Origin of the sequence: Xenorhabdus griffiniae, assembly GCF_001028135.1 — a bacterium.
Classification (GTDB): Bacteria; Pseudomonadota; Gammaproteobacteria; order Enterobacterales; family Enterobacteriaceae; genus Xenorhabdus; species Xenorhabdus bakwenae.
On record NZ_LDNM01000016.1, the window covers coordinates 47,145 to 71,365 of the forward strand.

Sequence of the window (24,221 nt, forward strand, 5' to 3'; positions counted from 1 at the left end):
CATGACAGAATACAAGGGTAAAAAAGTCGTCATCGTTGGGTTAGGGCTGACAGGTCTGTCCTGCATTGACTTTTTTATTACACGTGGCGTGATCCCGCGTGTGATGGATACCCGTATAGTGCCACCGGGCAGCGATAAGCTGCCTGATAGCGTCGAATGTCACACAGGCAGCCTGAACAAACAAGGGTTGATGGAGGCCGATTTAATCGTTGCCAGCCCGGGCATTGCCCTGGCAACGCCTGAATTGCAAGCGGCGGCTGATGCGGGTGTTGAAATTATCGGCGATATTGAGCTGTTTTGCCGCGAAGCGACTGCGCCGATCGTTGCCATTACAGGTTCAAATGGTAAAAGCACCGTGACCACTCTGGTTGGCGAAATGGCGAAAGCGGCGGGGTGGCAGGTTGGTGTGGGGGGCAACATTGGTGTCCCGGCACTGGAATTGCTGAAACAGCCTTGTCAGCTCTATGTATTGGAGCTGTCCAGTTTCCAGCTTGAAACAACATATAGCTTGAAAGCTGCGGCAGCGACGGTACTGAATGTAACCGAAGATCACATGGTTCGTTATCCCAAAGGGTTGGCACAGTATCGGGCAGCGAAGTTGCACATTTACAATCAGGCAAAAACGTGTGTGGTCAATGAACAGGATGCGCTGACATTACCAGAAACAGGCAAAGATAGCCGTTGTATCAGCTTTGGTGTGGATAGCGGTGATTATCGGCTTGATAGTGAACAGCAACAACTGGTGGTCAATCAACATCCGGTGCTGGCAACCCGTGAAATGCAGTTGGCCGGGCTACATAACTATACCAATGGCTTGGCAGCGTTAGCACTGGCAGATGCTGTAGGCATTCCTCGTGCGGCCAGCCTTCAGGCTTTACGTACCTGTGCCGGGCTGGAACACCGTTTTCAGGTGATTCACATGAGAAAGGGGGTTCGTTGGGTGAATGATTCTAAGGCGACCAACGTCGGCAGCACCCAGGCGGCACTTAGTGGATTGAGGCCGGAAGGGACACTCTATCTTTTATTGGGGGGAGATGGAAAAGCGGCAGATTTTACCCCACTGAAACCCTATATATCAGGGGAACATATTCGCCTTTACTGTTTTGGTCGTGATGGCGGGCAGCTAGCACAATTGCGCCCGGAAATTGCAACACTGACGGAAACAATGGAACAGGCGATGAGAGAAATTGCCCCCAAGCTGGTTTCTGGCGACATGGTATTGCTGTCACCCGCTTGTGCGAGCTTCGATCAATTCAATGGTTTTGAACATCGTGGTCATGAATTTGCCCGTTTGGCAGAGGAGTTAGGCTGATGACCATTCCGGGCCTTGGTAAATTTAAAACTTGGTTGACGGGAAATGTGGAAGCCGATGCCACAGATACCGTTATGTATGATCGTACCCTGGTCTGGATGATATTAGGGTTGGCTGTGATTGGCTTTGTCATGGTGACGTCGGCATCAATGCCCGTTGGACAGCGCCTTGCCCAGGATCCTTTTATCTTTGCACGACGTGATGCCATTTATTTGTCACTGTGTTTTTTCTTGTCCCTGATTACGTTGCGCATTCCGATGGATTTCTGGCAGCGTTACAGCAACGTCATGTTATTAGTAACAATCATGATGCTGGTTGTGGTGCTGTTTGTGGGAAGTTCAGTCAATGGGGCGTCACGTTGGGTAGCGATAGGCCCGTTACGTATTCAGCCAGCGGAATTGTCGAAACTATCACTCTTTTGTTATCTCTCCAGCTATTTGGTTAGAAAAGTTGAGGAAGTCAGAAACAACTTCTGGGGATTTTTCAAACCGATGGGTGTCATGGTTGCATTGGCGATATTGTTGCTGGCACAGCCTGATTTGGGGACCGTGGTTGTGTTATTTGTGACAACTTTGGCACTGCTATTTCTGGCCGGCGCGAAATTGTGGCAGTTCCTTGCCATTATTGGTTGCGGAATATTTGCCGTGTGCGTACTGATTGTTGCTGAACCTTACCGTATACGCAGGGTGACCTCTTTCCTGGATCCGTGGGAAGATCCTTTTGGCAGTGGTTATCAGTTAACCCAATCGTTAATGGCATTTGGTCGTGGCGACTTTTTTGGGCAAGGGCTGGGAAATTCAGTCCAAAAACTTGAATATCTGCCGGAAGCCCACACTGACTTTATTTTCTCCATTCTGGCCGAAGAATTGGGTTATTTCGGTGTGGTTTTAGTGCTGGCAATGGTATTCTTCGTCGCTTTCCGCGCAATGATGATCGGTCGTCGGGCATTGCAACTTAATCAACGGTTTTCTGGCTTTTTGGCTTGTGCCATCGGCATATGGTTCAGCTTTCAGGCGTTCATTAACGTTGGTGCGGCGGCAGGTATGCTGCCAACCAAAGGATTAACATTACCTTTAGTCAGTTACGGTGGCTCTAGTTTGATCGTGATGTCAACGGCCATCGTCTTGTTGTTGCGCATTGATTATGAAGTCCGTCTGGCAAAAGCACAGGCGTTTGTAAGGAGCCCTAAATGAGTGGCAATAACCGGCGTTTAATGGTGATGGCGGGTGGTACGGGCGGCCATGTGTTCCCCGGGCTGGCCGTTGCCCACCATTTAAAAGAGCAGGGGTGGGATATTCGCTGGTTGGGAACTGCGGATCGCATGGAAGCTGATTTAGTGCCGAAGCATGGCATTGATATCGAATTTATTCAGATTTCAGGTTTGCGGGGCAAGGGGATCAAAGCGTTGCTTGCGGCCCCAATGCGAATTTTTAAGGCCATTCGACAGGCAAAAGCCATTATGCGTCGTTATCAGCCTGATGTTGTGCTGGGGATGGGTGGCTATGTCTCTGGGCCTGGTGGTATAGCGGCCTGGTTGTGTGGCATTCCGGTTGTACTGCATGAGCAGAATGGTATTGCGGGGCTGACGAATCGCTGGTTAGCCAAAATTGCCAAAACAGTTTTACAGGCATTTCCAGGGGCATTCCCTGATGCGCCGGTTGTTGGCAATCCTGTAAGGGAGGATGTATTGGCATTGCCAGAGCCGATACAGCGTTTGGCCGGGCGTAAAGGGCCTGTCCGGGTACTGGTTATTGGCGGTAGTCAGGGAGCAAGAGTCCTGAACCAAACTATGCCGGAAGTCGCTGCTCGCTTAGGCGATAAAATCACTTTATGGCATCAGGCAGGCAAGGGTGCCAGGGAAGAGACGCAGAAACAATATGACAATTCGGTTAAATCTGAATTCAAAGTGACTGAATTTATTGATGATATGGCGCAGGCCTATGCGTGGGCTGATATTGTCGTATGTCGTTCTGGTGCACTCACGGTCAGTGAGGTTTCCGCCGCAGGCTTACCGGCGATTTTTGTTCCTTTCCAGCATAAAGATCGCCAGCAATATTGGAATGCCTTGCCACTGGAAAAAGCGGGAGCTGCAAAGATACTCGAACAGCCCGAATTTACGGTTGATGCTGTCGTAGGCTTATTAATTCAGTGGCAACGCCCACAATTGCTGGAAATGGCAGAAAAAGCACGCTCAGTAGCCATCATTAATGCAACTGAGCGTGTAGCAGCAGCGTTGAACGATGCTGTAGAGAATCCTTCAGGCCGTTCCAGGTAGAACGGTGATGTAAACATAACGAGTGAAGATTAAAACGTGAATACACAACAGTTGGCGAAATTAAGAGCTTCAGTGCCTGAAATGAGAAAAGTCAGGCATATCCACTTTGTTGGCATTGGCGGTGCTGGCATGGGTGGTATCGCCGAGGTGTTGGCTAATGAAGGTTATCAGATAAGTGGTTCTGATCTGGCCCCCAATCCTGTCACACAGCAATTGATCGCACTGGGTGCAACTATTTATTTCAATCACCGTCCAGAAAATGTGCGGGACGCCAGTGTCGTCGTGGCATCCACGGCCATTTCGGCAGAAAACCCCGAAATTGTGGCGGCGCGTGAAGCGAGGATCCCCGTGATCCGCCGTGCGGAAATGCTTGCAGAGCTTATGCGTTATCGCCACGGTATTGCGATTGCGGGAACGCATGGAAAAACCACGACGACGGCGATGATTGCTGGCATTTATGCGCAGGCGGGGCTTGATCCTACCTTTGTGAATGGTGGGTTAGTCAAAGCGGCGGGTACACATGCTCGGTTAGGTAGCAGCCGCTATCTGATTGCAGAAGCAGATGAAAGTGATGCTTCATTCTTGCACTTGCAACCCATGATGGCGGTTGTCACTAATATTGAAGCTGACCACATGGATACCTATCAGGGTGATTTTGAAAACCTAAAGCAAACGTTCGTTAATTTCCTGCATAACCTGCCATTTTATGGGCGTGCGGTTATGTGTATTGACGATCCTGTCGTGAAAGAACTGGTTCCCCGAATTGGGCGTTATATCACGACCTACGGTTTCAGTGAGGAAGCAGACGTTCGTATTACTCACTATGAGCAAAAAGGGGCTCAGGGATTTTTCACCATCAGCCGAACTGATTTGCCGGATTTGCATGTGATCTTAAATGCCCCCGGCCGCCACAATGCGCTGAATGCAACTGCCGCAGTTGCCGTGGCAACAGAAGAAGGCATTGATGATACCGCTATTCTGGCGTCACTGGCTGAGTTTCAGGGAACCGGACGCCGTTTTGATTTTCTGGGGAATTTTCCTCTTAAACATATCAATGGCAAAGAAGGGAGAGTGATGCTAGTTGATGATTATGGTCATCATCCAACAGAAGTTGATGCCACGATTAAAGCGGCACGAGCGGGTTGGGGGGATAAGCGTATTGTCATGGTATTCCAGCCACACCGTTATACCAGAACGCGTGATTTATATGATGATTTTGCCAATGTTCTGAGTCAGGTAGATGTTCTATTAATGTTGGATGTGTATGCCGCTGGTGAAACGCCGATCCCAGGCGCGGATAGCCGTTCTTTATGCCGTACTATCCGCAGTCGTGGCAAGTTGGACCCGATTTTTGTATCAGAACCTGAACAAGTTTCAACCATTCTGTCACAGGTGATAGAAAACAATGACTTAGTTTTGGTACAGGGTGCCGGCAATATCGGTAAAATAGCGCGCAATTTGGCTGAAACAAAATTGCAGCCATCTTTTTATGAGGGAGGACATCATGGCTGATAAAGTTGCTGTTCTGTTGGGCGGAACTTCCGCTGAACGCGAAGTTTCATTGCAATCAGGACATGCGGTTGTGGCAGGGCTGAAGGAAGCAGGCATTAATGCTTATTCAATTGATACAAAAGACTTTGATGTGACTAAACTCAAAGAGGAAGGATTCAATAAAGTCTTTATCGCACTGCATGGTCGCGGTGGTGAAGATGGTACGTTGCAAGGTTTGTTGGAGTTTTTGCAAATTTCTTATACCGGCAGCGGAGTGATGGCATCAGCCTTGTCAATGGATAAATTGCGCACAAAACAACTCTGGCTGGGCGCAAAACTGCCTATTGCACCTTATGTCGTCATTAATTCTCTAAAATTTGAACAACTTAATGATTTTCAACTCAAAGAGTATGTTCAAGAATTAGGTCTGCCATTAATGATTAAACCGAATCTGGAAGGCTCCAGCGTAGGGATGACTAAGGTGAGTGAATATGCCGAATTGCGTAGCGCATTGGCGCTGGCATTTCAATACGATACTGATGTGTTGGTTGAAAAATGGCTTTTTGGCCCTGAATATACCGTCGGATTTTTAGGGGATGAAGCTCTTCCTTCTATCCGTATTCAGGCTCCAGATACATTTTATGATTATGATGCGAAATATATTTCCAACCAAACACAATATTTTTGTCCAAGCGGCTTGAGTGCAGAAAAAGAACAAGAGCTATTAGATATCGCCTCAAAGGCGTATAAAGCGCTGGGATGTCATGGCTGGGGGCGAGTCGATATCATGGACGATGGGAATGGTAATTTCTACCTGTTGGAAGCGAATACGTCCCCGGGCATGACCAGCCATAGCCTTGTGCCAACTGCTGCGCGTCAGGCTGGATTAAGTTTTTCTCAACTCGTCGTGAGAATTTTGGAGTTGGCTGATTAATATGTCGCAGGCAGCCCGGAATGGCCGGGAGCGGGAGGGTGAAATACAGCGATTTCGTCCTAGTAATGGTTACTACCTGGCAGGGATTATCTTTTTCTTGATGGTCGTCGGCATCATCATATGGGGGGGCTGGATGACACTGGACTGGATGAAAGATCCTAGCAGATTACCACTCTCAAAGCTGGTACTGACTGGTGAGCGCCATTACACCACGAATGATGACGTAAGACAGACTATTTTATCCCTGGGTTCTCCCGGGACATTTATGACTCAGGATGTCAACGTCATTCAGGAAAAGATTGAACAATTGCCATGGATCCGGCAGGTCACTGTTCGCAAACAATGGCCTGATGAACTTAAAATACATCTGGTAGAATACGTACCTTATGCGCGCTGGAATGATACCCGACTGTTGGATGCCGAAGGCCGGGTATTTAGCTTACCTATAGAGCGCAGTGCAAATGACCAGTATCCGATGTTGTATGGGCCAGAAGGCAAAGAAAAAGACGCATTGAATGAGTACCACACAATGGCGACTTTTCTTGAAAAACACCAGATGAAACTGAAAGCAGTGATCATGACAGCGCGTAATTCCTGGCAACTGATATTGGATAACGATATCCGTTTAGAGCTAGGAAATCGAGAGAAAATAGAACGAATGAAACGTTTTGTTGAACTTTATCCTGTGTTGTTGAGAAACACTGAAAAACGTGTGGCCTATGTTGACCTACGTTATGACAGTGGTGCTGCGGTAGGTTGGGCGCCTTTATTAACTGATACGCCGGTTTCAATGAGCAGGCAAGAAAACAAACAGTGACTGGTAATAATACAGAGACAGGCAGAATAACGATGATCAAATCAACGGACAGAAAATTAGTAGTTGGCCTTGAAATCGGTACAGCAAAGGTATCTGCCCTGGTTGGTGAAATTCTGCCCGATGGTATGGTTAATATTATCGGAGTAGGAAGTTGCCCATCCCGCGGCATGGACAAAGGCGGTGTCAACGATCTTGAGTCGGTTGTTAAGTGCGTACAGCGTGCCATTGATCAGGCTGAACTCATGGCGGATTGCCAGATATCTTCAATCTATCTGGCGCTTTCCGGCAAACATATTAGTTGCCAGAACGAAATTGGTATGGTGCCGGTTTCAGAAGAAGAAGTTACACAGGATGATGTGGACAGTGTTGTCCATACAGCTAAGTCAGTTCGTGTTCGTGATGAACACCGTATTTTGCATGTGATCCCACAGGAATACGCGATTGACTATCAGGAAGGGATCAAAAATCCGGTTGGACTCTCTGGTGTGCGTATGCAGGCAAAAGTCCACTTGATTACCTGCCATAACGACATGGCGAAAAACATTGTAAAAGCTGTTGAACGTTGTGGATTGAAAGTTGATCAACTTATTTTTGCAGGATTGGCAGCAAGTTATGCTGTGTTAACAGAAGATGAACGTGAATTGGGCGTCTGTGTCGTTGATATCGGCGGCGGGACGATGGATATCGCTGTATATACTGGCGGTGCATTGCGTCATACCAAGGTGATTCCTTATGCAGGCAATGTGGTGACCAGTGATATCGCTTATGCGTTTGGTACTCCTCCCAGTGATGCTGAAACCATCAAGGTTCGTCACGGCTGCGCATTGGGTTCGATAGTAAGTAAGGATGAAAGTGTAGAAGTTCCAAGCGTGGGAGGACGCCCTCCTCGTAGCTTGCAACGTCAAACACTGGCTGAAGTTATCGAACCCCGTTATACCGAACTGCTGAATTTAGTTAATGATGAAATATTGCGATTGCAGGAGCAATTGCGGCAGCAGGGAGTGAAACACCACCTGGCGGCAGGGATTGTCCTGACTGGGGGAGGAGCCCAAATTGATGGTCTGGCCGAATGCGCTCAACGGGTATTTCATACCCAGGTTCGCATTGGCCGCCCTCTGAACATCACTGGATTGACAGATTATGTGCAGGAGCCTTGCTACTCAACAGCGGTTGGACTTCTGCATTATGGCAAAGAATCCCACCTTGGCGGAGATTCCGATGCCGATAAAAGAACGTCAGTGAGTGGCTGGTTTAAGAAAGTCAGCCACTGGCTGAAAAAAGAATTTTGATTTTTTATACAGAGACCATGACAAAGTCGCAGGTCTCGTTATAAAGGCACAAAACGGAGAGAAATTATGTTTGAACCACTGGAATTAACCAACGACGCGGTGATTAAAGTCATCGGCGTCGGCGGCGGCGGCGGTAATGCTGTGGAGCACATGGTGCGTGAGCGCATTGAAGGTGTTGACTTCTTTGCTGTTAACACGGACGCTCAGGCACTGCGTAAGACGGCTGTTGGTCAGACTATCCAGATTGGCAACGGCATTACAAAAGGATTAGGCGCTGGTGCGAACCCGGAAGTTGGTCGTACTGCGGCGGAAGAAGACCGCGAATCACTGCGTACAGCACTGGAAGGTGCAGACATGGTGTTTATTGCCGCTGGTATGGGAGGTGGCACGGGAACGGGTGCTGCCCCTGTTGTAGCCGAAATTGCCAAAGAGCTTGGCATTTTGACCGTTGCCGTTGTCACTAAGCCATTTAATTTCGAAGGCAAAAAACGGATGGCCTTCGCGGAACAAGGGATCACTGAACTGTCCAAGCATGTGGACTCACTGATCACGATTCCAAATGACAAATTATTGAAAGTCCTGGGACGAGGTATTTCTCTGTTGGATGCATTCGGTGCAGCCAATGATGTTCTGAAAGGCGCGGTTCAGGGGATTGCCGAACTGATCACCCGCCCAGGACTGATGAACGTTGACTTCGCTGACGTTCGTACCGTGATGTCGGAAATGGGTTATGCCATGATGGGTTCAGGTATTGCACAAGGTGAAGATCGTGCGGAAGAAGCCGCAGAGATGGCTATCTCCAGCCCACTGCTGGAAGATATTGATCTTTCTGGTGCCCGTGGCGTTTTGGTTAACATCACAGCGGGCTTTGACCTGCGTTTGGATGAGTTTGAAACCGTTGGTAACACAATCCGTGCATTTGCTTCTGATAATGCAACGGTGGTTATCGGGACATCACTGGATCCAGATATGAATGATGAGCTGCGTGTAACCGTTGTGGCAACAGGCATTGGCATGGACAAACGCCCAGAAATCACCCTGGTGACCAATAATAAAGCTCCTCAGACAAATCCGATGGAGCGCCGTTACCAGCAGATATCTGGCGGAATCTCTTCATTGTCTGATGAGAACAAAACGGTAGCAAAAGTCGTCAATGACCAAAATGCACATACGGGCAAAGAGCCTGATTATCTGGACATTCCTGCATTTTTGCGTAAGCAGGCTGATTAATTGCTAAAAAATTGGCTTCTCCGCTTTTTGTGTTAAACTATCCTGCCAGTCATACATTATAGTGATTGGCGGGATAAGTAACATTGCGAGATATAAACGATGATCAAACAAAGGACACTAAAACGTATTGTTCAAGCGACCGGCGTCGGTTTGCACACCGGTAAAAAAGTCACGCTGACAATGCGTCCAGCGCCGGCTAATACCGGGGTCATCTATCGTCGTACTGACTTGAATCCTCCGGTTGATTTTCCGGCAGATGCCAAATCTGTGCGTGATACTATGCTCTGTACTTGTCTGGTAAATGAGCATAATGTGCGTATTTCAACAGTTGAACATTTGAATGCAGCGTTGGCAGGTTTAGGGATCGATAATATTGTTATTGAAGTCGATGCACCAGAGATCCCGATTATGGATGGCAGCGCTAGCCCGTTTGTTTTCCTGTTATTGGATGCGGGTATTGAAGAGCTGAATGTCGCGAAGAAATTCGTGCGAATGAAAGAAAGCGTCCGTGTGGAAGACGGTGATAAATGGGCTGAATTGGCGCCTTATCATGGTTTCAGTCTGGATTTTACCATCGACTTTAATCATCCGGCGATTGATGCGGGTACCCAGCGCTATGGGTTGGAGTTCTCTGCGGATTCATTTGTTCGCCAGATTAGTCGTGCGCGTACTTTCGGGTTTATGCGTGATATTGAGTATTTGCAATCTAAAGGCTTGTGTCTCGGTGGCAGCTTTGATTGTGCGATTGTCGTTGATGACTACCGCGTACTCAATGAAGATGGTTTGCGTTTTAAAGATGAATTCGTCCGCCATAAAATGTTGGACGCCATCGGTGATCTATTCATGTGTGGGTATAATATCATTGGTGCCTTTACTGCGTTTAAATCAGGCCATGCACTAAACAACAAGTTACTGCAAACTGTTTTAGCACAGGAAAGCGCTTGGGAATTTGTCACATTTGAAGATGAAGCTGAAATGCCATTGGCTTTCCGTGCACCATCACTGGTGTTGGCATAATGGCTGACATGTGGATTGATAAAGAATGTTGAGAACATTCCTATGATGCCCCAATGGGTTATGTTATCTATCACGCTGCTTTCCCTGATGTTTTTTATTCAGCGTTAACGCTTCTTTTTGGCTGTACTGGTACTCTCTCCGGCCAGCGCAGCCAACCGCTCTAGCCTCTTTTTCAATTTTTCAGGGCTATTTTCAGCCAACATCATTAATGTTTTTGCGCTTTCATGAGTGAGCTGGCGCTTTGGTAATTCCTGATTATCATTACTGGATGCTTTGGTTGATAATTTTGAGAATCTTTGTTCATTATTATCACACTTAACCATTAATGATGGGTTAATCCTGATGTCGATTGAGGATAAAGATGGTAGAATTTCGCTTCTCAATGTAGAGAGCAATACAGGAATTTCATAGCGCAGCCGGGTCATCCAGCTGGCATTTCCGGCTTCCAGTACCAGAATTTGTTTGCGATAATTAGCGACCCTGCACCACGGGTGCAATTGTGCAGGAAGCAAACTGAGAACGGCACGGTTGAGTTTCAGTAATGCGATGGCATGTTGTTGGATCATTTGAAGTGGGCTTTTTCCGACAGTTGCCGCGTCTTCAAACAGCTTATCCAGTGATTGTGGGCGGCTATCTCGCATAATAGGGGCAGTTCCAGTATTTATTAATGAAGGATTAATGAGTATTTTAAATCTTTGGCGACAATTTGGTAGGCGTTATTTTTGGTCTCACCTTTTACTGGGCATGGTTGCTACAGGAATTGGTGTTCCTACTGTTTTCGCTGGCGTGGCAGAAAGCCTGCATCATACAAATACTTCTTCTGCCCAGGGAAGCCGTCACCCGGCATTTTCCTCTTTTGATCACTTATTTGAATTACACTTACTCCAATTAAAAAGTGTCCAGCGCCAACCTGCTAATTATTTAAATTATTGGCAGCAACATGCCGTTCGTAATGTGATCCGTCAACTTTCTTTTGCTTTTTCGGTGGCAGAGCCAATCAAGTACGAAGGCGCAAAAGAAAGTACCCGGATTTCTTCTCCCTCCATGCAACGACTTATGCTGGATACGTTGCATGCCATGCTGACACAAGCACCAATGCCATTTGAAGAAATTATCTCAGATGTTGCGATGATTGATGCTGTGCTTCCTGATACCCATACTCCAGCTCTCTGGATCGCAAAAGTTCAGGGAATTAGGGCAGGGCCAACGCCCAATCATCTATTTCTGCTTTAATACTACCGGCTTATTTAACGTTAAGTTTAATAAGCTCATTTTTAAGAAATGATTGATTGGCTACAACAATAGCCCTATCTGAGATGTACTAATTATGCTGACTAAATTACTGACAAAAATTTTTGGTAGCCGCAATGACCGTACCTTGCGCCGTTTACGTAAAGTGGTTGATGAGATCAACCGTATGGAACCGGACTTTGAAAAACTCTCTGATGAAGAGTTGAAAGCGAAAACAGAGCAATTTCGTGCCCGTTTTAACGAGAGAGAATCACTGGATAAAATTCTGCCAGAAGCGTTTGCTACTGTGCGTGAAGCCAGTAAACGTGTATTTGGTATGCGCCACTTTGATGCGCAGTTATTGGGCGGGATGGTCTTGAATGAACGCTGCATAGCGGAAATGCGTACAGGTGAAGGTAAAACACTGACCGCAACATTACCGGCTTATCTTAATGCCCTAAGTGGTAAAGGTGTTCACATTGTTACCGTGAACGATTACCTGGCACAGCGCGATGCTGAAAATAACCGCCCGCTGTTTGAATTCCTTGGCTTAAGTGTCGGTATTAACTTACCGGGTATGCCATCACCGGCAAAACGTGAAGCTTATGCTGCGGATATCACATACGGTACTAACAATGAGTTTGGTTTTGACTATTTGCGCGACAATATGGCATTTAGCCCAGAAGAGCGAGTCCAACGCAAATTGCACTATGCATTGGTGGATGAAGTTGACTCGATTCTGATCGACGAAGCCCGTACACCCCTGATTATTTCAGGACCGGCGGAAGACAGTTCTGAGCTTTATATCAAAGTAGACAAGCTGATCCCGAAACTGGTTCGTCAGGAAAAAGAGGATTCAGAAGCCTTCCAGGGTGAAGGACATTTCTCTGTTGATGAAAAAACACGTCAAGTCAACCTGACAGAGCGTGGCCTGATATTGATTGAAGAGTTATTGGTGGATGCCAAATTGATGGATGAAGGCGAATCCTTGTATTCACCGACCAATATTATGCTGATGCACCATGTAACAGCGGCTCTGCGCGCTCACGCCCTGTTTACCCGCGATGTTGATTATATCGTCAAAGAGGGTGAAGTGATCATCGTTGATGAACATACCGGGCGTACCATGCAAGGGCGTCGTTGGTCTGATGGCTTGCACCAAGCTGTGGAAGCGAAAGAAGGTGTCGAGATCCAGAATGAAAACCAGACGCTGGCTTCAATCACATTCCAGAACTATTTCCGTATATACGAAAAACTGGCGGGGATGACAGGAACAGCGGATACGGAAGCGTTTGAATTCAGCTCCATTTATAAATTAGATACCATTGTTATTCCAACCAATCGCCCAATGATCCGTCAGGATTTACCGGATCTGGTCTATATGACAGAAGCGGAAAAAATTGAGGCAATCATTGAAGACATCAAAGCACGGACAAGCAGTGGTCAGCCTGTTTTGGTGGGGACAATCTCGATTGAGAAATCAGAACTTGTGGCTAACGCATTAACGCAAGCGGGTATTGCACATAACGTTCTGAACGCAAAATTTCATGCATTGGAAGCCGACATCATCGCGCAGGCTGGCCAGTCTGGTACAGTGACGATTGCAACCAACATGGCAGGACGTGGTACAGACATCATGTTGGGGGGCAGTTGGCAGGCGGAAGTCGCTAAATTGGAAGAGCCAACTGAAGCACAAATCGAGAAAATCAAGGCAGAATGGCAAGAACGCCATGATGCAGTATTGGCTGCGGGTGGCTTACATATTATTGGTACGGAGCGTCATGAATCACGGCGTATAGATAATCAGTTACGTGGTCGTGCGGGCCGTCAGGGTGATGCGGGTTCTTCACGTTTCTACCTATCAATGGAAGATTCCTTAATGCGCATTTTTGCTTCCGATCGTGTGACCGGTATGATGCGTAAACTGGGTATGCAGCCAGGGGAAGCCATTGAACACCCATGGGTGACGAAAGCGATTGCGAATGCTCAACGTAAAGTTGAGAGCCGTAACTTTGATATTCGTAAACAGTTGCTGGAATATGATGATGTTGCGAACGATCAGCGTCGGGCTATTTATGCTCAACGTAACGACTTGCTTGATGTGAGTGATGTCAGCGAAACCATCACCAGCATCCGCGAAGATGTCTTCAAGGTAACCATTGATGCTCATATTCCACCGCAATCACTGGAAGAAATGTGGGATATTGAAGGATTGCAAGAACGTTTAATCAACGATTTCGATTTGAATCTGCCAATCAAAGAGTGGTTGGACAAAGAGCCTGAATTGCACGAAGAAACATTGCGTGAACGTATTCTTGAAAAAGCGATCGAAATTTATAAGCAAAAAGAAGAAATTGTCAGTGCAGAAATGATGCGTAACTTTGAAAAAGGCATCATGTTGCAAACCCTGGACACATTGTGGAAAGAGCATTTGGCGGCGATGGATTACCTCCGCCAAGGCATTCACTTGCGTGGTTACGCCCAGAAAGATCCAAAACAGGAGTATAAACGCGAATCTTTTGCCATGTTTGCCAATATGCTGGAATCATTGAAATATGAAGTGATCAGTACCTTGAGCAAGGTCCAGGTTAGAATGCCGGAAGAAGTTGAGGCGCTTGAACAGCAGCGTCGTGAAGAAGCTGAACGTTTGGCAAAACAACAACATTTGAGCCATGAAGTTGAGCAGGGTGCGTTGATGTCAAAGGCCGAGGCTCAAATGGCAACGGGAGAGCGTAAAGTTGGACGCAATGATCCTTGCCCATGTGGTTCTGGCAAAAAATATAAGCATTGCCACGGTCGCTTATAAGTAGAGTGGGTTTATAAGCAAGAAAGCCGTGCCAATGGTGAATTCAGTTACCACTGGCACGGGTTAATTTATCGAAAACCCTTAGATCTTATTCTGCAAAAAAATTCTTCAATGGAACTTACTTAAGAAATAGATTTGAGGGTTTTGTCATAATATTAATTCCTGCATATTGCCTATATTTTCAATGAACTTATCGTCGTGAGAAATAAGTACCATTGCTCCTGTATAATCATGTAGCGCTTTTTGCAGTAGCTCACGAGATTCAATATCCAGATGGTTATCTGGTTCATCTAATAACAGCAGGGCAGGTGCATATGGCCCACAAAACAGGCAAGCCAGCGCGACTTTAAGTTGTTCTCCTCCACTGAGATAACCGACAGGTTTCAAGGCTTCCTCACCGCGTATACGCAATTGTGCCAACTGGGTACGGTAACGATCTTTTGTCCAGCCTGGTGACTGTAATTGAAAGTTATGTAACGCGGATTGGTTTTTATCAAGGAACGAAAAATGCTGATCCATCAGACTGTGTGACGGAGTGATACGACAGATACCCTGTTTCGGAACCCGTGAACCCGTCATTACCTTTAATAAAGTGGATTTTCCGCTACCATTTTTACCAGTGATAGCCAAGCGATCACCATTATTGATGGTTAAACTGATGGGCGTACCGGAGCCGAAAGGCAGAATGACATCCTGAAGATAGAGTAACGGAGAAGTGGCGGTTTGCGGAGTCGCAACAGCGATTGACAGCGGATCGATAATTTCGAGTTTTGTTCTGGCTTCTGTGGCTAATGAAGAGCTGTGTTGCAATCGCTCTTCATTCTGTTTTGCTATCCGTGATAATGTTGCTTCTGAGCGTCCTAATGCGTGATCAAGCAGGATCTTAGCCTGATTGGCATTTTTCCGCCGTTGCTTCCCCTGACTTTGCCTTTTGCTACTCTTTTCATGATCTTTTTGCTTATCACGTAAGGCTTGTTTTAGGCTTTTTTGGGTTTGATCCACTTCACGTTGAATGCCCAGCCGTAGTTGCTCTTTACTTTCCAGCCAGGTTTTCCATCCACCGATACTGCGGGATAACCCTAATCCGCTGAGTTCGTAAACAACCGATACATGCTGTAATAGTTGGGTATCATGGGTAACCAGCAGAACTCCGCCATCAAAAGCACTTAACCACTGACCCAGCCAAAAGCGGCCTTGTCGGTCAAGGTGATTGTTTGGTTCATCCAGGATCATAAAACCTGCGCTTTGACGTTTCAGCGCCAACAACCTGATCCGTGTTTGTTCTCCACCGCTCAAGGAATTAACCGGTTGATTTAATACGCCTGGATTGAGTTCACCTTCTGCCAGTAAAGACTCAGTTTGAAATTGCCAATCCCAGTTTCCTTCCATAGCATCAAAATCTGCTTCATCACCAACGCCAGCAAGGACACGTTCATTGGCGCTCATGATTTTGGTTAACCCCAGCATATCTGCGACATTACCGGAAAAAGGTGTTAAACCTTGTGACAAATAACCCACCCTACAAAAATGTTTTACACTACCTTCTGTGGGACGGATCTGTTGTGCCAGTATTGATGCCAGCCAGGATTTACCAATACCATTGCGCCCAACTAGCGCATATTTTTCTGTATTTAAGAATATATCGATACCAGAAAATAGCGACGTTGTTTCACCAGGAAATTGATAGGCGATTTGCCGTGCTTCGATCAATGATTGAACATCATTTAGCATAAACCGTGCTTCCTTAATGCTTAAAATAGTCGTTTTAATCTATTTGTAAGTTAATTTTTGACACTGTTTACAGTTTGTTTTCACATGATTTGTTTTTTCCAGAGAGGTAATTGGTAATTAAAAGCGATGACATTTTATTGCATGAAATACAGATTTGCAGCTTCAACTCATTCTAATGTAACCTGCAATGGATAGTGACTTAAGTTGAATAATAGACGGTAAGAAAAGCGATTATGGAAAAAAAACATCTGCATATTGCAGCAGGTATTATTAAAAATAGCAATGATGAAATTTTTATCACTCAGCGTAGGGCTGATTCACATATGGGCGGTTTTTGGGAGTTTCCCGGAGGAAAACGCGAACAGGGAGAAACATCCGAACAAGCATTGATCAGAGAATTAAAGGAAGAAGTTGGGATCACAGTAACGCACTGTGAATTAATTGATACCATCAAACATGATTTTCCTGATAGAAGTATTACCCTTGATTTTTTCCTGGTGGATGAATGGGAAAACGAGCCGTTTGGTAAAGAAGGGCAACCTTCCCGCTGGGTTTTACAATCAGAATTAATTGCTGATGAATTTCCTCCAGCAAACCGTAGTATTGTAGGCTTTCTAACCCAAAATAGTTCCTGCTAAAGGATTTTTAGTAAATTAGGGTAGTCAAATCATTCAATATAAGCGGCGCCAAATAAAACAGGCACCGCTATAACATATGTTACGTGATATTAAGGCTCTTCACTCCAGTTATCATTTTCTGGACTGTCACTTTGGCTTGCTATTCGTTTTTCTTCACTGGCCCATTCACCCAAGTCGATTAATTGGCAACGTTTACTGCAAAATGGGCGATGTGGACTAATTTCTCCCCATACTACTGTGTTGTCACACGTTGGACATTCGACAGTCAATACTTCAGACATAATACTTTCTCCCGCTTGATTTGAAGGTCATACCCTCCATTTTCACATCACAGCTTGAAATTTATTGGGCCTATGTTAACAGCAGGCCAATTCAAATGACAAATGGGCAGGTACAACACCATGTTCACTATCCATTGGTAAAAAACGGATAGCGAAACGTGTTTTGTAGCCGGAGACTTGTGGGTAAACCAATGTATCTGGCACCACGTCCAATTTTAATCTCAACAAATCGGCTTCATCAGCATTCCCCTGATAAAATCCGTTATGGCTGACTTTAGGGGTGAAAGCGGCGGAGTGGCGTATGAGTTCCAGAATGTTTTCTAAGGCTTGTTGTAACGGATTAAGGCTGTCCAGCCAGGCTGTGACGGATTTATCCCTGACAGATTGTGGTAAATGTAGCCACAGGTGCAATGTTGGCAGGTCAAAGCTACAACATCCTCCGGGAATGCTGAGACGTTGGCGTACCATGCTGATAATCCGATCTTCTTTGATAAATTGGTTAAGCCGTGGGGCTTGGTTCAAGGCTGTACTGCGTTCTTTAAGTTGCTCTGTCAAACTATGGATCATCGCCGTATCGGCATTCGGAGCGCTGAGCCATTGTTTTAATTTCGCTTGCTGGCGATCCAGCTCTTTCAATAGCTCAGAGCGGACTTCACCGCGTTCCATGATCTCAATTAATTCAGCAATTGTACGAAAAAACGAAAGGCTACTCGTCTGAGAATTCAGATGACGTTGTTTTTCCAACTGTTGTAGTGAAGACTCAATTCTCAACCATGAACGCATTTTTTCATTGAGTGGATGTTCAAAAATAATAGTGGATGGTGCATCACTCATTACGGTTTTCCTGTCTGACTGATTTTGCTTGTTTTAAATACTGTTGATGTAGCTCGACCACACGAGAGGTAAGATCTTGTTCACTGCTGTGGTTAACGATGACATCATCTGCCTTTTCCAGTCTGTCCTGACGGCTGGCCTGTGCAGCCAGAATATTTTCTACTTGCTCACGGCTTACTCCATCACGAGCCATGGTTCGGGTAATCTGTACTTCAACTGGGACATCAACAACTAAAACACGATCTGCCAAATGCATTAAATTGTTTTCAATGAGCAAAGGAACAACCCAGATGACATAGGGGGCAGTCACCTGGGTTAATTGCCGCTGTGTGTCTATTTGGATCAGTGGATGTAAAAGAGCATTGAGCCACTGTTTCTCTTCTGGGGCAGCGAAAATTTTTTGGCGTAACATTGCGCGATTAAGGCTACCATCGGGCGATAATATATTGGTCCCAAAGCGCGTGGTGATTGCTTGTAGTGCGGGGGTGCTAGGAGCGACAACTTCTCTGGCGATAATATCTGCATCAACAAGCGGGACACCAAGGGATGAAAATGCATTAGAGATAGTCGTCTTACCGCTACCAATTCCACCCGTAAGTGCAACAATATAAGTCATTCTATCCCTTTAAATATCTCTGATAGCATAATCGAATTGTAACTCAAGGGACGCTGATGGGCTATAAACAAACACGTACAATTCCTGCTTTGGCCGTCTTGGGAAAAGATAATGAAATATGTAATTACCTTGTTAAGTTAATATTGCACCTAATTGAAAAATAGGCAGGTACATAGCCAGCAATAATAAACCGACAATCAAGGCCATTATTAACATCAACAAAGGTTCTAATGATTGAACCAATCTATCAGCAAGGTTGATTGATTTTTCTTGATACCATTCTGCAAGATTGAATAAAAATAATTCTAATTCTCCTGATTCTTCACCTACCATGACAAATTGTTGGCATAGCGCAGGGAAATATGCTGTTTGTTTTAATGCGTCACTCATTGGTATGCCTTGTTGAATTTGCCTGTGCAGGTTTTTCACGCCAGCAATAAAAACAGGATGCTGAGTTGCTATGAGGGCACATTCAAGCCCCGCCATTAGTGTTAATCCCGCTTTCTGTGTCATAAACAGGATATGAAATATTTGATTAGTCTGTTGATAAATAGTGAGTTGCTTAAAAATAGGGAATCTCAGGAAGAGCATTTTTTCTTTTGCTTTAAAAATGGGAAAACGGTGACGTAGCCATAGATAACTGGTTAATAATATAAATATTATTAACAATAGTAATACGCCATGATGGATCAATAAATCAGATCCTGATAGAACCCACTGTGTTAACAAGGGCAGGGTGGCATTTAGCGAAGAATAGACTTGTCGGAATTCTGGCAGAACAAAGATCAACATCAGAATAATAACCAAAAAGCTCACAAAAGCGACTATCAAGGGATAGTGATAAGCCTTTTGAATTTTCTTCCCCAGCCTATTTTGCTGTTCCAACCGATTAATGATTAACTGGCAGCAGTTTTCAAGCTGGCCGGTTTGTTCTCCTACTGCGATAAGCTGACAGAACAAGGGAGAAAATAGCTTCGGATAGTGTTCGAGTGTGGTGGAGAATGCCTCTCCCTGACGAATTTTCTGAATTATATCCATCAATACACATCGCCAGAGAGCATATTTACACTCTTGCAGTAAAATAGTCAGTCCCTTGAGTAAAGGGATGCCTGAAGTCAGTAACGTACTTAACTGATGAATAAAATGCAGACGATAGGCAATTTCCTTTTTGCTGTAATAAATAATTTTTTTACATTTAATGGTATAGGGTTGAAGATCGAGATGGCTGAGGTATTGGAATACACTTTTTTTATTGTGCCCAATACTCTCCCCTGTTATGGCTTTTCCATGCTTGTTAATTGCCTGCCATTGGTAAATATATTCTATTTTCATACTGTCTCATGGCCTGTAATCTGATAAATCTCTTCAAGAGTGGTGATTCCTTTTTCCGCTAATGTCAGCCCTGCGGAAAAAAGCGTTGCATCTTGTTGTGAGGTAAGTAGATGTGGGAAGCTGGCGTTAGAACACTCAGACAGGGCTTGCTGGAGTTCAGGTTTGATTTCGAGAAATTCATAGATAGCAGTTCTGCCGTAATAGCCAGAAAAGCAGTGATCACAACCGACCGCATTCCATTTTTTTATAGATGCTGAACCAGTAATATTAGGGATCTCTGTGGATATACTGTCTTGTTGTCGGCAATGGGGGCAAAGCTTACGAACCAGTCGCTGAGCAATAATTAGTTTCACACATGAGGCTGTGGTATAGCCAGAAATTCCCAGATTATGCAGGCGAGATAACGTATCAATAGTGGAATTGGTATGCAGGGTTGATAAAACTAAGTGGCCTGTTTGAGCTGCTTTCATTGATATTTCAGCGGTTTCATTGTCACGGATCTCGCCAACCATAATAATATCGGGATCTTGGCGCAATAATGCTCTGAGAACTTTGGCGAAATCCAGACTAATTTTGTTATTAACTGGTGTTTGGTTGATGCCATTTAAAGGAATTTCGACAGGATCTTCGACACTACAGATATTCTTTTTCGCTTGGTTTAAATATTGCAGGCAGCTATACAATGTGACTGTCTTTCCGCTGCCAGTCGGCCCAGTGACTAAAATCATCCCTTGTGGAAAATGGAGTTTTTGTTGTAAAAGTTGTAATTGTGGTTCAGGCAATCCTAACTGTTCCAGAGATAGTTGATGTATGGTATTTAAAATACGCAGGACTATTTTTTCTCCATGTAGTGTGGGGAGTGTTGATATACGAATCGCATAACTGTTTTTGTTATCACTCCAGTCAAATTGCCCATCCTGAGGCTGGCGTTTTTCAGCGATATTGAGTTTTGCCATGATTTTTAAGCGAGCAGGAATACCCGTATTCATTTGAGGAGGAGGTGCCTGCATGGTATGTAATGTACCATCAACTCGAATACGTATTTGGTAACCACGTTGAGATGGTTCAAAATGAATATCTGAAGCTCTTTTTTGTATTGAAGTTAATATTGTCTGATTAACTAATTGAATAACGGGTGTGTCTATTTCTTCATCATGGAGATTGTTGGTTTGTATTGCATCATGATAATGAGTATGGTGGCTATCAAGGTGATTTATACGGTACGGTTCCTCTTCATCACTTTCTGAACAGTAATTTTTTGCTGACATTAATGAATTTTCTTGTGTCAACATCGATTCTATTTTTGCTTGTGGCCAAATATCTACATTAACGATTAAACCTGAAATAAATCTCAGTGCGGCAATGAAATCCTCATTAGGTGGTTTATTACAGGCAATTGTGATTGTATGGAAATCTTTTTTTATAATAATGGCCTGATGTCGTTGACACAGCTCTTTTATTTCTTTTTCCATTAAAAGGTGATCCTTATTTATCATTATCTTTATTCCTTTAATATTGGTGTGACTTATACTCGATAAACTTCAAATTGTAATCCGCAAGACGACGCGAGGCCTTATATCTCCCCGCTGCGCGGGAAAGAAAATATAACACGCATCTTGAAGTTGGATTGGTATAATGGTTTTCTCTTTAATTTAAAGCCTGTCAGGAATGAAAATAACTGTTTAAAATTTCAAGGTTTCCTGACATTTTAGTTTTAACGATTCATTTTCAGATTCACAAATCGCTTCCCATTGAGTGAACCCCGTCTTCGTATCCTGAATAGGTTTTAACGTGGCATGGAGTCCATTAAGGTTTTGCTGACCCACTATCGTTATCTCCCCCTCTTTTACTGAAATGGTGCTGATATAGCGGCTATTGTGGCCTGATGGAATGGAAGGGTGACCAGAGTGACAATTTTTATAATTTGCAGCCTCGAAGCGACACAGTTCCACACCTGATTTATAAGGCACAATAGCTTGTAGCATATCGGTTAATGCGGCTTTTTGGATATATCCCTGATAACTGGGAATGGCAATTGCGCCGAGAATAGACACAATAGCCATAACAACCATTACTTCAATTAAGGTAAATCCTTGTTGTTTCATTTTTTCTCCTTGTATACATATCTGGACTGATTGCCATGTTCAATAGCAGGCATACCCTTCATCTTTTAAGTTGCAATCTATTGGGTATCGGTGCCAATAATCATGGAGAAAAAAGAGAAAAATAAAATATGGTTAATAAAAATTATGAAGCAGGCTCGAAAAAATAACTTTATGTTACATTTTTTTGCACAAATTTTTCGAGTCTGCCCGTAAATAAGAAACCATCCGATATATTGGCCGATTGAAGGTGCTAACATGCTAACTAACTTGTTACACCTTATGCCATAGCATTACGCTTAATGAAGTTGATTGCTATTGGCCATACTGGAAGGGTGATTTGGGCAAGGTGATATTAAATATTAAGGGGGAGGTAAAAGAATGAAACTGCATGAAGGGTGGATTGATGGTGCGAGAAAGGTGATTTCCCCGCATTGTGATCTGCGCCCAGAAGAAGAAACACCCGCATTATTGGTTATTCATAACATCAGTTTACCTCCTGGCAAGTTTGGTGGCCCTTATATTGATCAATTATTTATGGGAACATTAGATCCTAAAGCCGATCCTTTTTTTGATGAAATTAAGCACTTACGTGTTTCTGCTCACTGCTTAATCCGGCGCGATGGTGAGGTTGTACAATATGTTCCTTTCAATAAAAGAGCTTGGCATGCTGGTGTTTCCTGCTACTGTGACCGTGAGAAATGTAATGATTTTTCGATAGGCATTGAACTGGAAGGCACAGATTATGAGGAATTTACTGAAATTCAGTACACTAAATTAGCGGAAGTTACTGAGTTGCTTATTAGCCAATATCCTGATATTCGTGACAATATTACAGGACACAGCGATATCGCACCGGGAAGGAAAACCGATCCTGGACCTTATTTTTATTGGGAACATTACCGTCAATTATTGCAGGAGCGAGTTGGATGACTCTCTTTATTCTATTGTTAATACTGGCATGGGAACGTGTTTTTAAGATGAGGGATCACTGGCAACTGGAACGCTATCTAGCCCCCGCTTTTGCCAGACTCAAATCACATTCACTATGGGGTAGTCTGGGCATGACCTTTCTGGTCGCTTTATTGACATGGAAGCTTATTGATATTTCTAGCTCTGTTGCTTTTGGTATGCTCGCGATTGTGCTGGGTATCATAATCAGTCTGTTATGTATTGGTGCAGGCAGGCTGCGGCATGATTACCGCGGATATCTTCAGGCTGTGCGCCAGGATGATTTTGGGCAGCAGAAAAAGTATCTTGCTCGTCTGACGATGATTCGGGGAATATTACCTGACACCACAAAAGAAGAGCGGTTGCGTGAGATACAAAATTCATTGATTTGGATAAATTTCCGTTATTATCTTGCCCCTATTTTTTGGTTGGCTGTCTTGGGTCAATTCGGTCCGGCGGTTTTGATGGGGTATGGTTGCCTGAGAGCTTATCAACGTTGGTTGGCCCAGCACGCAACGGCAGTGCAGAGAGCACAATCTGGCGTTGACGGGATACTGCATTGGCTGGATTGGCTTCCTGCACGGTTGGCAGGTATTACCTATGCTTTGTTAGGACATGGAGAGAGAGCCTTACCCGCCTGGATTGCATCACTCACTGATTTTCGGTCATCACAATACAAGGTAGTTAGTCAATTAGCACAATTCGCATTAAGTAAAGAACCCCGTCTTGACCCTATAGAAACACCTGTTGCTGCCGTAACGTTAGCGAAAAAAGCGACCTTTACTATTGTGATTATTGTCGCGCTGTTGACGATTTATGGCGCATTAGTTTGACACACAAGAGAGATAGAGGGCCAGGAAGCCCTTTATTTTTCTGCTGGGGAAATTTTAGGGATAGCGGCTTGAACTTACCAGTGGCATCGGGAACCGTTGTTTGAGTCTGGCTATTTTGATTGACTTATGAATTGTCTGTAATGATTTCCTCCTGAATTTCAATTCATATTTTTTGCATAATTCCGAGTTTTTATCTTGCTGTAACGTTTCATTTTGCTCATCTATGCGTTTAAAAAACGTTAAATCTCCCTGATATCTCCGATCTAAAAATCCTCTCTGGTTATAATTTTCTAATAATATTTAAAATATTTTGTTAAAATTTGCAGGTTTTTATGATTTAGCCCAAGGTCTTTATAGACAGCTAGTGAATACTTTGTTACTTTAAGACCCTGTATTCTAAATTGGTATTACCAATTGACTTTGACCTGTTAACTAGGATTTAATGGCTAAGATTTAGTCAGTAAGACTTAGCTGAGTCGGGCATAGTCCAAAGCAACATTTA

The 24,221-nt window shown here is 44.5% G+C and carries 22 protein-coding genes; 14 read left to right on the plus strand and 8 right to left on the minus strand.

What is annotated here, in order from left to right; all coding sequences use genetic code 11:
- Position 1: 1 nt before the first annotated feature.
- From murD to lpxC, 9 genes are all read left to right on the plus strand, one after another.
- On the plus strand, positions 2-1,312 hold the full coding sequence (murD, locus tag AAY47_RS05430) for a UDP-N-acetylmuramoyl-L-alanine--D-glutamate ligase (RefSeq protein ID WP_047767668.1): 1,311 nt from the start codon (positions 2-4) through the stop codon (positions 1,310-1,312).
- Entirely contained in the window at positions 1,312-2,505 is a 1,194-nt protein-coding gene (gene ftsW / locus AAY47_RS05435) for a cell division protein FtsW (protein WP_047767669.1), read from the plus strand. The genes murD and ftsW overlap by 1 nt, the downstream gene beginning before the upstream one ends.
- On the plus strand, positions 2,502-3,587 hold the full coding sequence (gene murG / locus AAY47_RS05440; protein ID WP_047767670.1) for an undecaprenyldiphospho-muramoylpentapeptide beta-N-acetylglucosaminyltransferase: 1,086 nt from the start codon (positions 2,502-2,504) through the stop codon (positions 3,585-3,587). Before ftsW ends, murG begins: the two co-directional genes overlap by 4 nt.
- A 36-nt stretch (positions 3,588-3,623) precedes the next feature.
- Positions 3,624-5,099, plus strand: coding sequence for a UDP-N-acetylmuramate--L-alanine ligase (gene murC, locus AAY47_RS05445; RefSeq protein WP_047767671.1), 1,476 nt, complete (start codon positions 3,624-3,626; stop codon positions 5,097-5,099).
- Positions 5,092-6,012, plus strand: a complete 921-nt coding sequence (locus AAY47_RS05450; protein ID WP_047767672.1) for a D-alanine--D-alanine ligase — start codon at positions 5,092-5,094, stop codon at positions 6,010-6,012. Before murC ends, AAY47_RS05450 begins: the two co-directional genes overlap by 8 nt.
- Position 6,013: 1 nt before the next feature.
- Positions 6,014-6,829: a cell division protein FtsQ gene (gene ftsQ / locus AAY47_RS05455; protein ID WP_047767673.1), complete on the plus strand. Its 816-nt coding sequence runs from the start codon at positions 6,014-6,016 to the stop codon at positions 6,827-6,829.
- A gap of 32 nt (positions 6,830-6,861) precedes the next feature.
- The gene (gene ftsA / locus AAY47_RS05460; RefSeq protein ID WP_047767675.1) at positions 6,862-8,118 is read left to right on the plus strand and encodes a cell division protein FtsA; all 1,257 of its coding nucleotides are present in this window, start codon (positions 6,862-6,864) and stop codon (positions 8,116-8,118) included.
- 66 nt (positions 8,119-8,184) lie between these two features.
- Complete coding sequence (gene ftsZ, locus AAY47_RS05465; protein ID WP_047767678.1) at positions 8,185-9,348, plus strand: cell division protein FtsZ; 1,164 nt, start codon at positions 8,185-8,187, stop codon at positions 9,346-9,348.
- Between the two features lie 99 nt (positions 9,349-9,447).
- Positions 9,448-10,365, plus strand: a complete 918-nt coding sequence (gene lpxC, locus AAY47_RS05470) for a UDP-3-O-acyl-N-acetylglucosamine deacetylase (protein ID WP_047767679.1) — start codon at positions 9,448-9,450, stop codon at positions 10,363-10,365.
- Positions 10,366-10,469: 104 nt separating this feature from the next.
- Here the strand turns inward: lpxC and AAY47_RS05475 are convergent, their stop codons facing one another.
- The gene (locus AAY47_RS05475) at positions 10,470-11,006 is read right to left on the minus strand and encodes a DUF721 domain-containing protein (protein WP_047767682.1); all 537 of its coding nucleotides are present in this window, start codon (positions 11,004-11,006) and stop codon (positions 10,470-10,472) included.
- Positions 11,007-11,043: 37 nt separating this feature from the next.
- Between AAY47_RS05475 and secM the strand changes: the two genes are divergently transcribed.
- Together secM and secA are read left to right on the plus strand one after the other, a co-directional pair.
- Positions 11,044-11,598, plus strand: coding sequence for a secA translation cis-regulator SecM (gene secM / locus AAY47_RS05480; RefSeq protein ID WP_047767684.1), 555 nt, complete (start codon positions 11,044-11,046; stop codon positions 11,596-11,598).
- Positions 11,599-11,692: 94 nt separating this feature from the next.
- Positions 11,693-14,401: a preprotein translocase subunit SecA gene (gene secA, locus AAY47_RS05485; protein ID WP_047767686.1), complete on the plus strand. Its 2,709-nt coding sequence runs from the start codon at positions 11,693-11,695 to the stop codon at positions 14,399-14,401.
- Positions 14,402-14,548: 147 nt separating this feature from the next.
- On the opposite strand, the gene AAY47_RS05490 is transcribed toward secA, so the two are convergent.
- Entirely contained in the window at positions 14,549-16,132 is a 1,584-nt protein-coding gene (locus AAY47_RS05490) for an ATP-binding cassette domain-containing protein (protein ID WP_047767688.1), read from the minus strand.
- Between the two features lie 233 nt (positions 16,133-16,365).
- Here AAY47_RS05490 and mutT point away from each other — a divergent pair, with 233 nt between their 5' ends.
- Entirely contained in the window at positions 16,366-16,770 is a 405-nt protein-coding gene (gene mutT / locus AAY47_RS05495; protein ID WP_047767690.1) for an 8-oxo-dGTP diphosphatase MutT, read from the plus strand.
- Between the two features lie 89 nt (positions 16,771-16,859).
- On the opposite strand, the gene yacG is transcribed toward mutT, so the two are convergent.
- The 6 genes from yacG to ppdD form a co-directional block, all read right to left on the minus strand.
- The gene (yacG, locus tag AAY47_RS05500; protein WP_047767692.1) at positions 16,860-17,051 is read right to left on the minus strand and encodes a DNA gyrase inhibitor YacG; all 192 of its coding nucleotides are present in this window, start codon (positions 17,049-17,051) and stop codon (positions 16,860-16,862) included.
- Positions 17,052-17,126: 75 nt separating this feature from the next.
- A complete protein-coding gene (zapD, locus tag AAY47_RS05505; protein WP_047767694.1) occupies positions 17,127-17,885 on the minus strand; it encodes a cell division protein ZapD in 759 nt (252 codons plus the stop codon).
- Positions 17,878-18,501, minus strand: coding sequence for a dephospho-CoA kinase (gene coaE, locus AAY47_RS05510; protein WP_047767697.1), 624 nt, complete (start codon positions 18,499-18,501; stop codon positions 17,878-17,880). The genes zapD and coaE overlap by 8 nt, the downstream gene beginning before the upstream one ends.
- A 132-nt stretch (positions 18,502-18,633) precedes the next feature.
- Positions 18,634-19,833 carry a protein transport protein HofC gene (hofC, locus tag AAY47_RS05515; protein WP_047767698.1) on the minus strand — a complete coding sequence of 400 codons (1,200 nt, stop codon included), beginning with the start codon at positions 19,831-19,833 and terminating at the stop codon, positions 18,634-18,636.
- Entirely contained in the window at positions 19,830-21,329 is a 1,500-nt protein-coding gene (gspE, locus tag AAY47_RS05520; RefSeq protein WP_047767699.1) for a type II secretion system protein GspE, read from the minus strand. Before gspE ends, hofC begins: the two co-directional genes overlap by 4 nt.
- A 186-nt stretch (positions 21,330-21,515) precedes the next feature.
- Positions 21,516-21,938 (minus strand): prepilin peptidase-dependent pilin, encoded by a 423-nt coding sequence (gene ppdD, locus AAY47_RS05525; protein ID WP_047767701.1) that lies wholly within the window; start codon positions 21,936-21,938, stop codon positions 21,516-21,518.
- A 378-nt stretch (positions 21,939-22,316) separates the two neighbouring features.
- On the opposite strand from ppdD, the gene ampD reads away from it, so the two are divergent.
- Both ampD and ampE read left to right on the plus strand, forming a co-directional pair.
- Complete coding sequence (gene ampD / locus AAY47_RS05530; RefSeq protein ID WP_047767702.1) at positions 22,317-22,868, plus strand: 1,6-anhydro-N-acetylmuramyl-L-alanine amidase AmpD; 552 nt, start codon at positions 22,317-22,319, stop codon at positions 22,866-22,868.
- Entirely contained in the window at positions 22,865-23,719 is an 855-nt protein-coding gene (gene ampE, locus AAY47_RS05535; RefSeq protein ID WP_047767704.1) for a beta-lactamase regulator AmpE, read from the plus strand. Before ampD ends, ampE begins: the two co-directional genes overlap by 4 nt.
- Positions 23,720-24,221 lie beyond the last annotated feature (502 nt).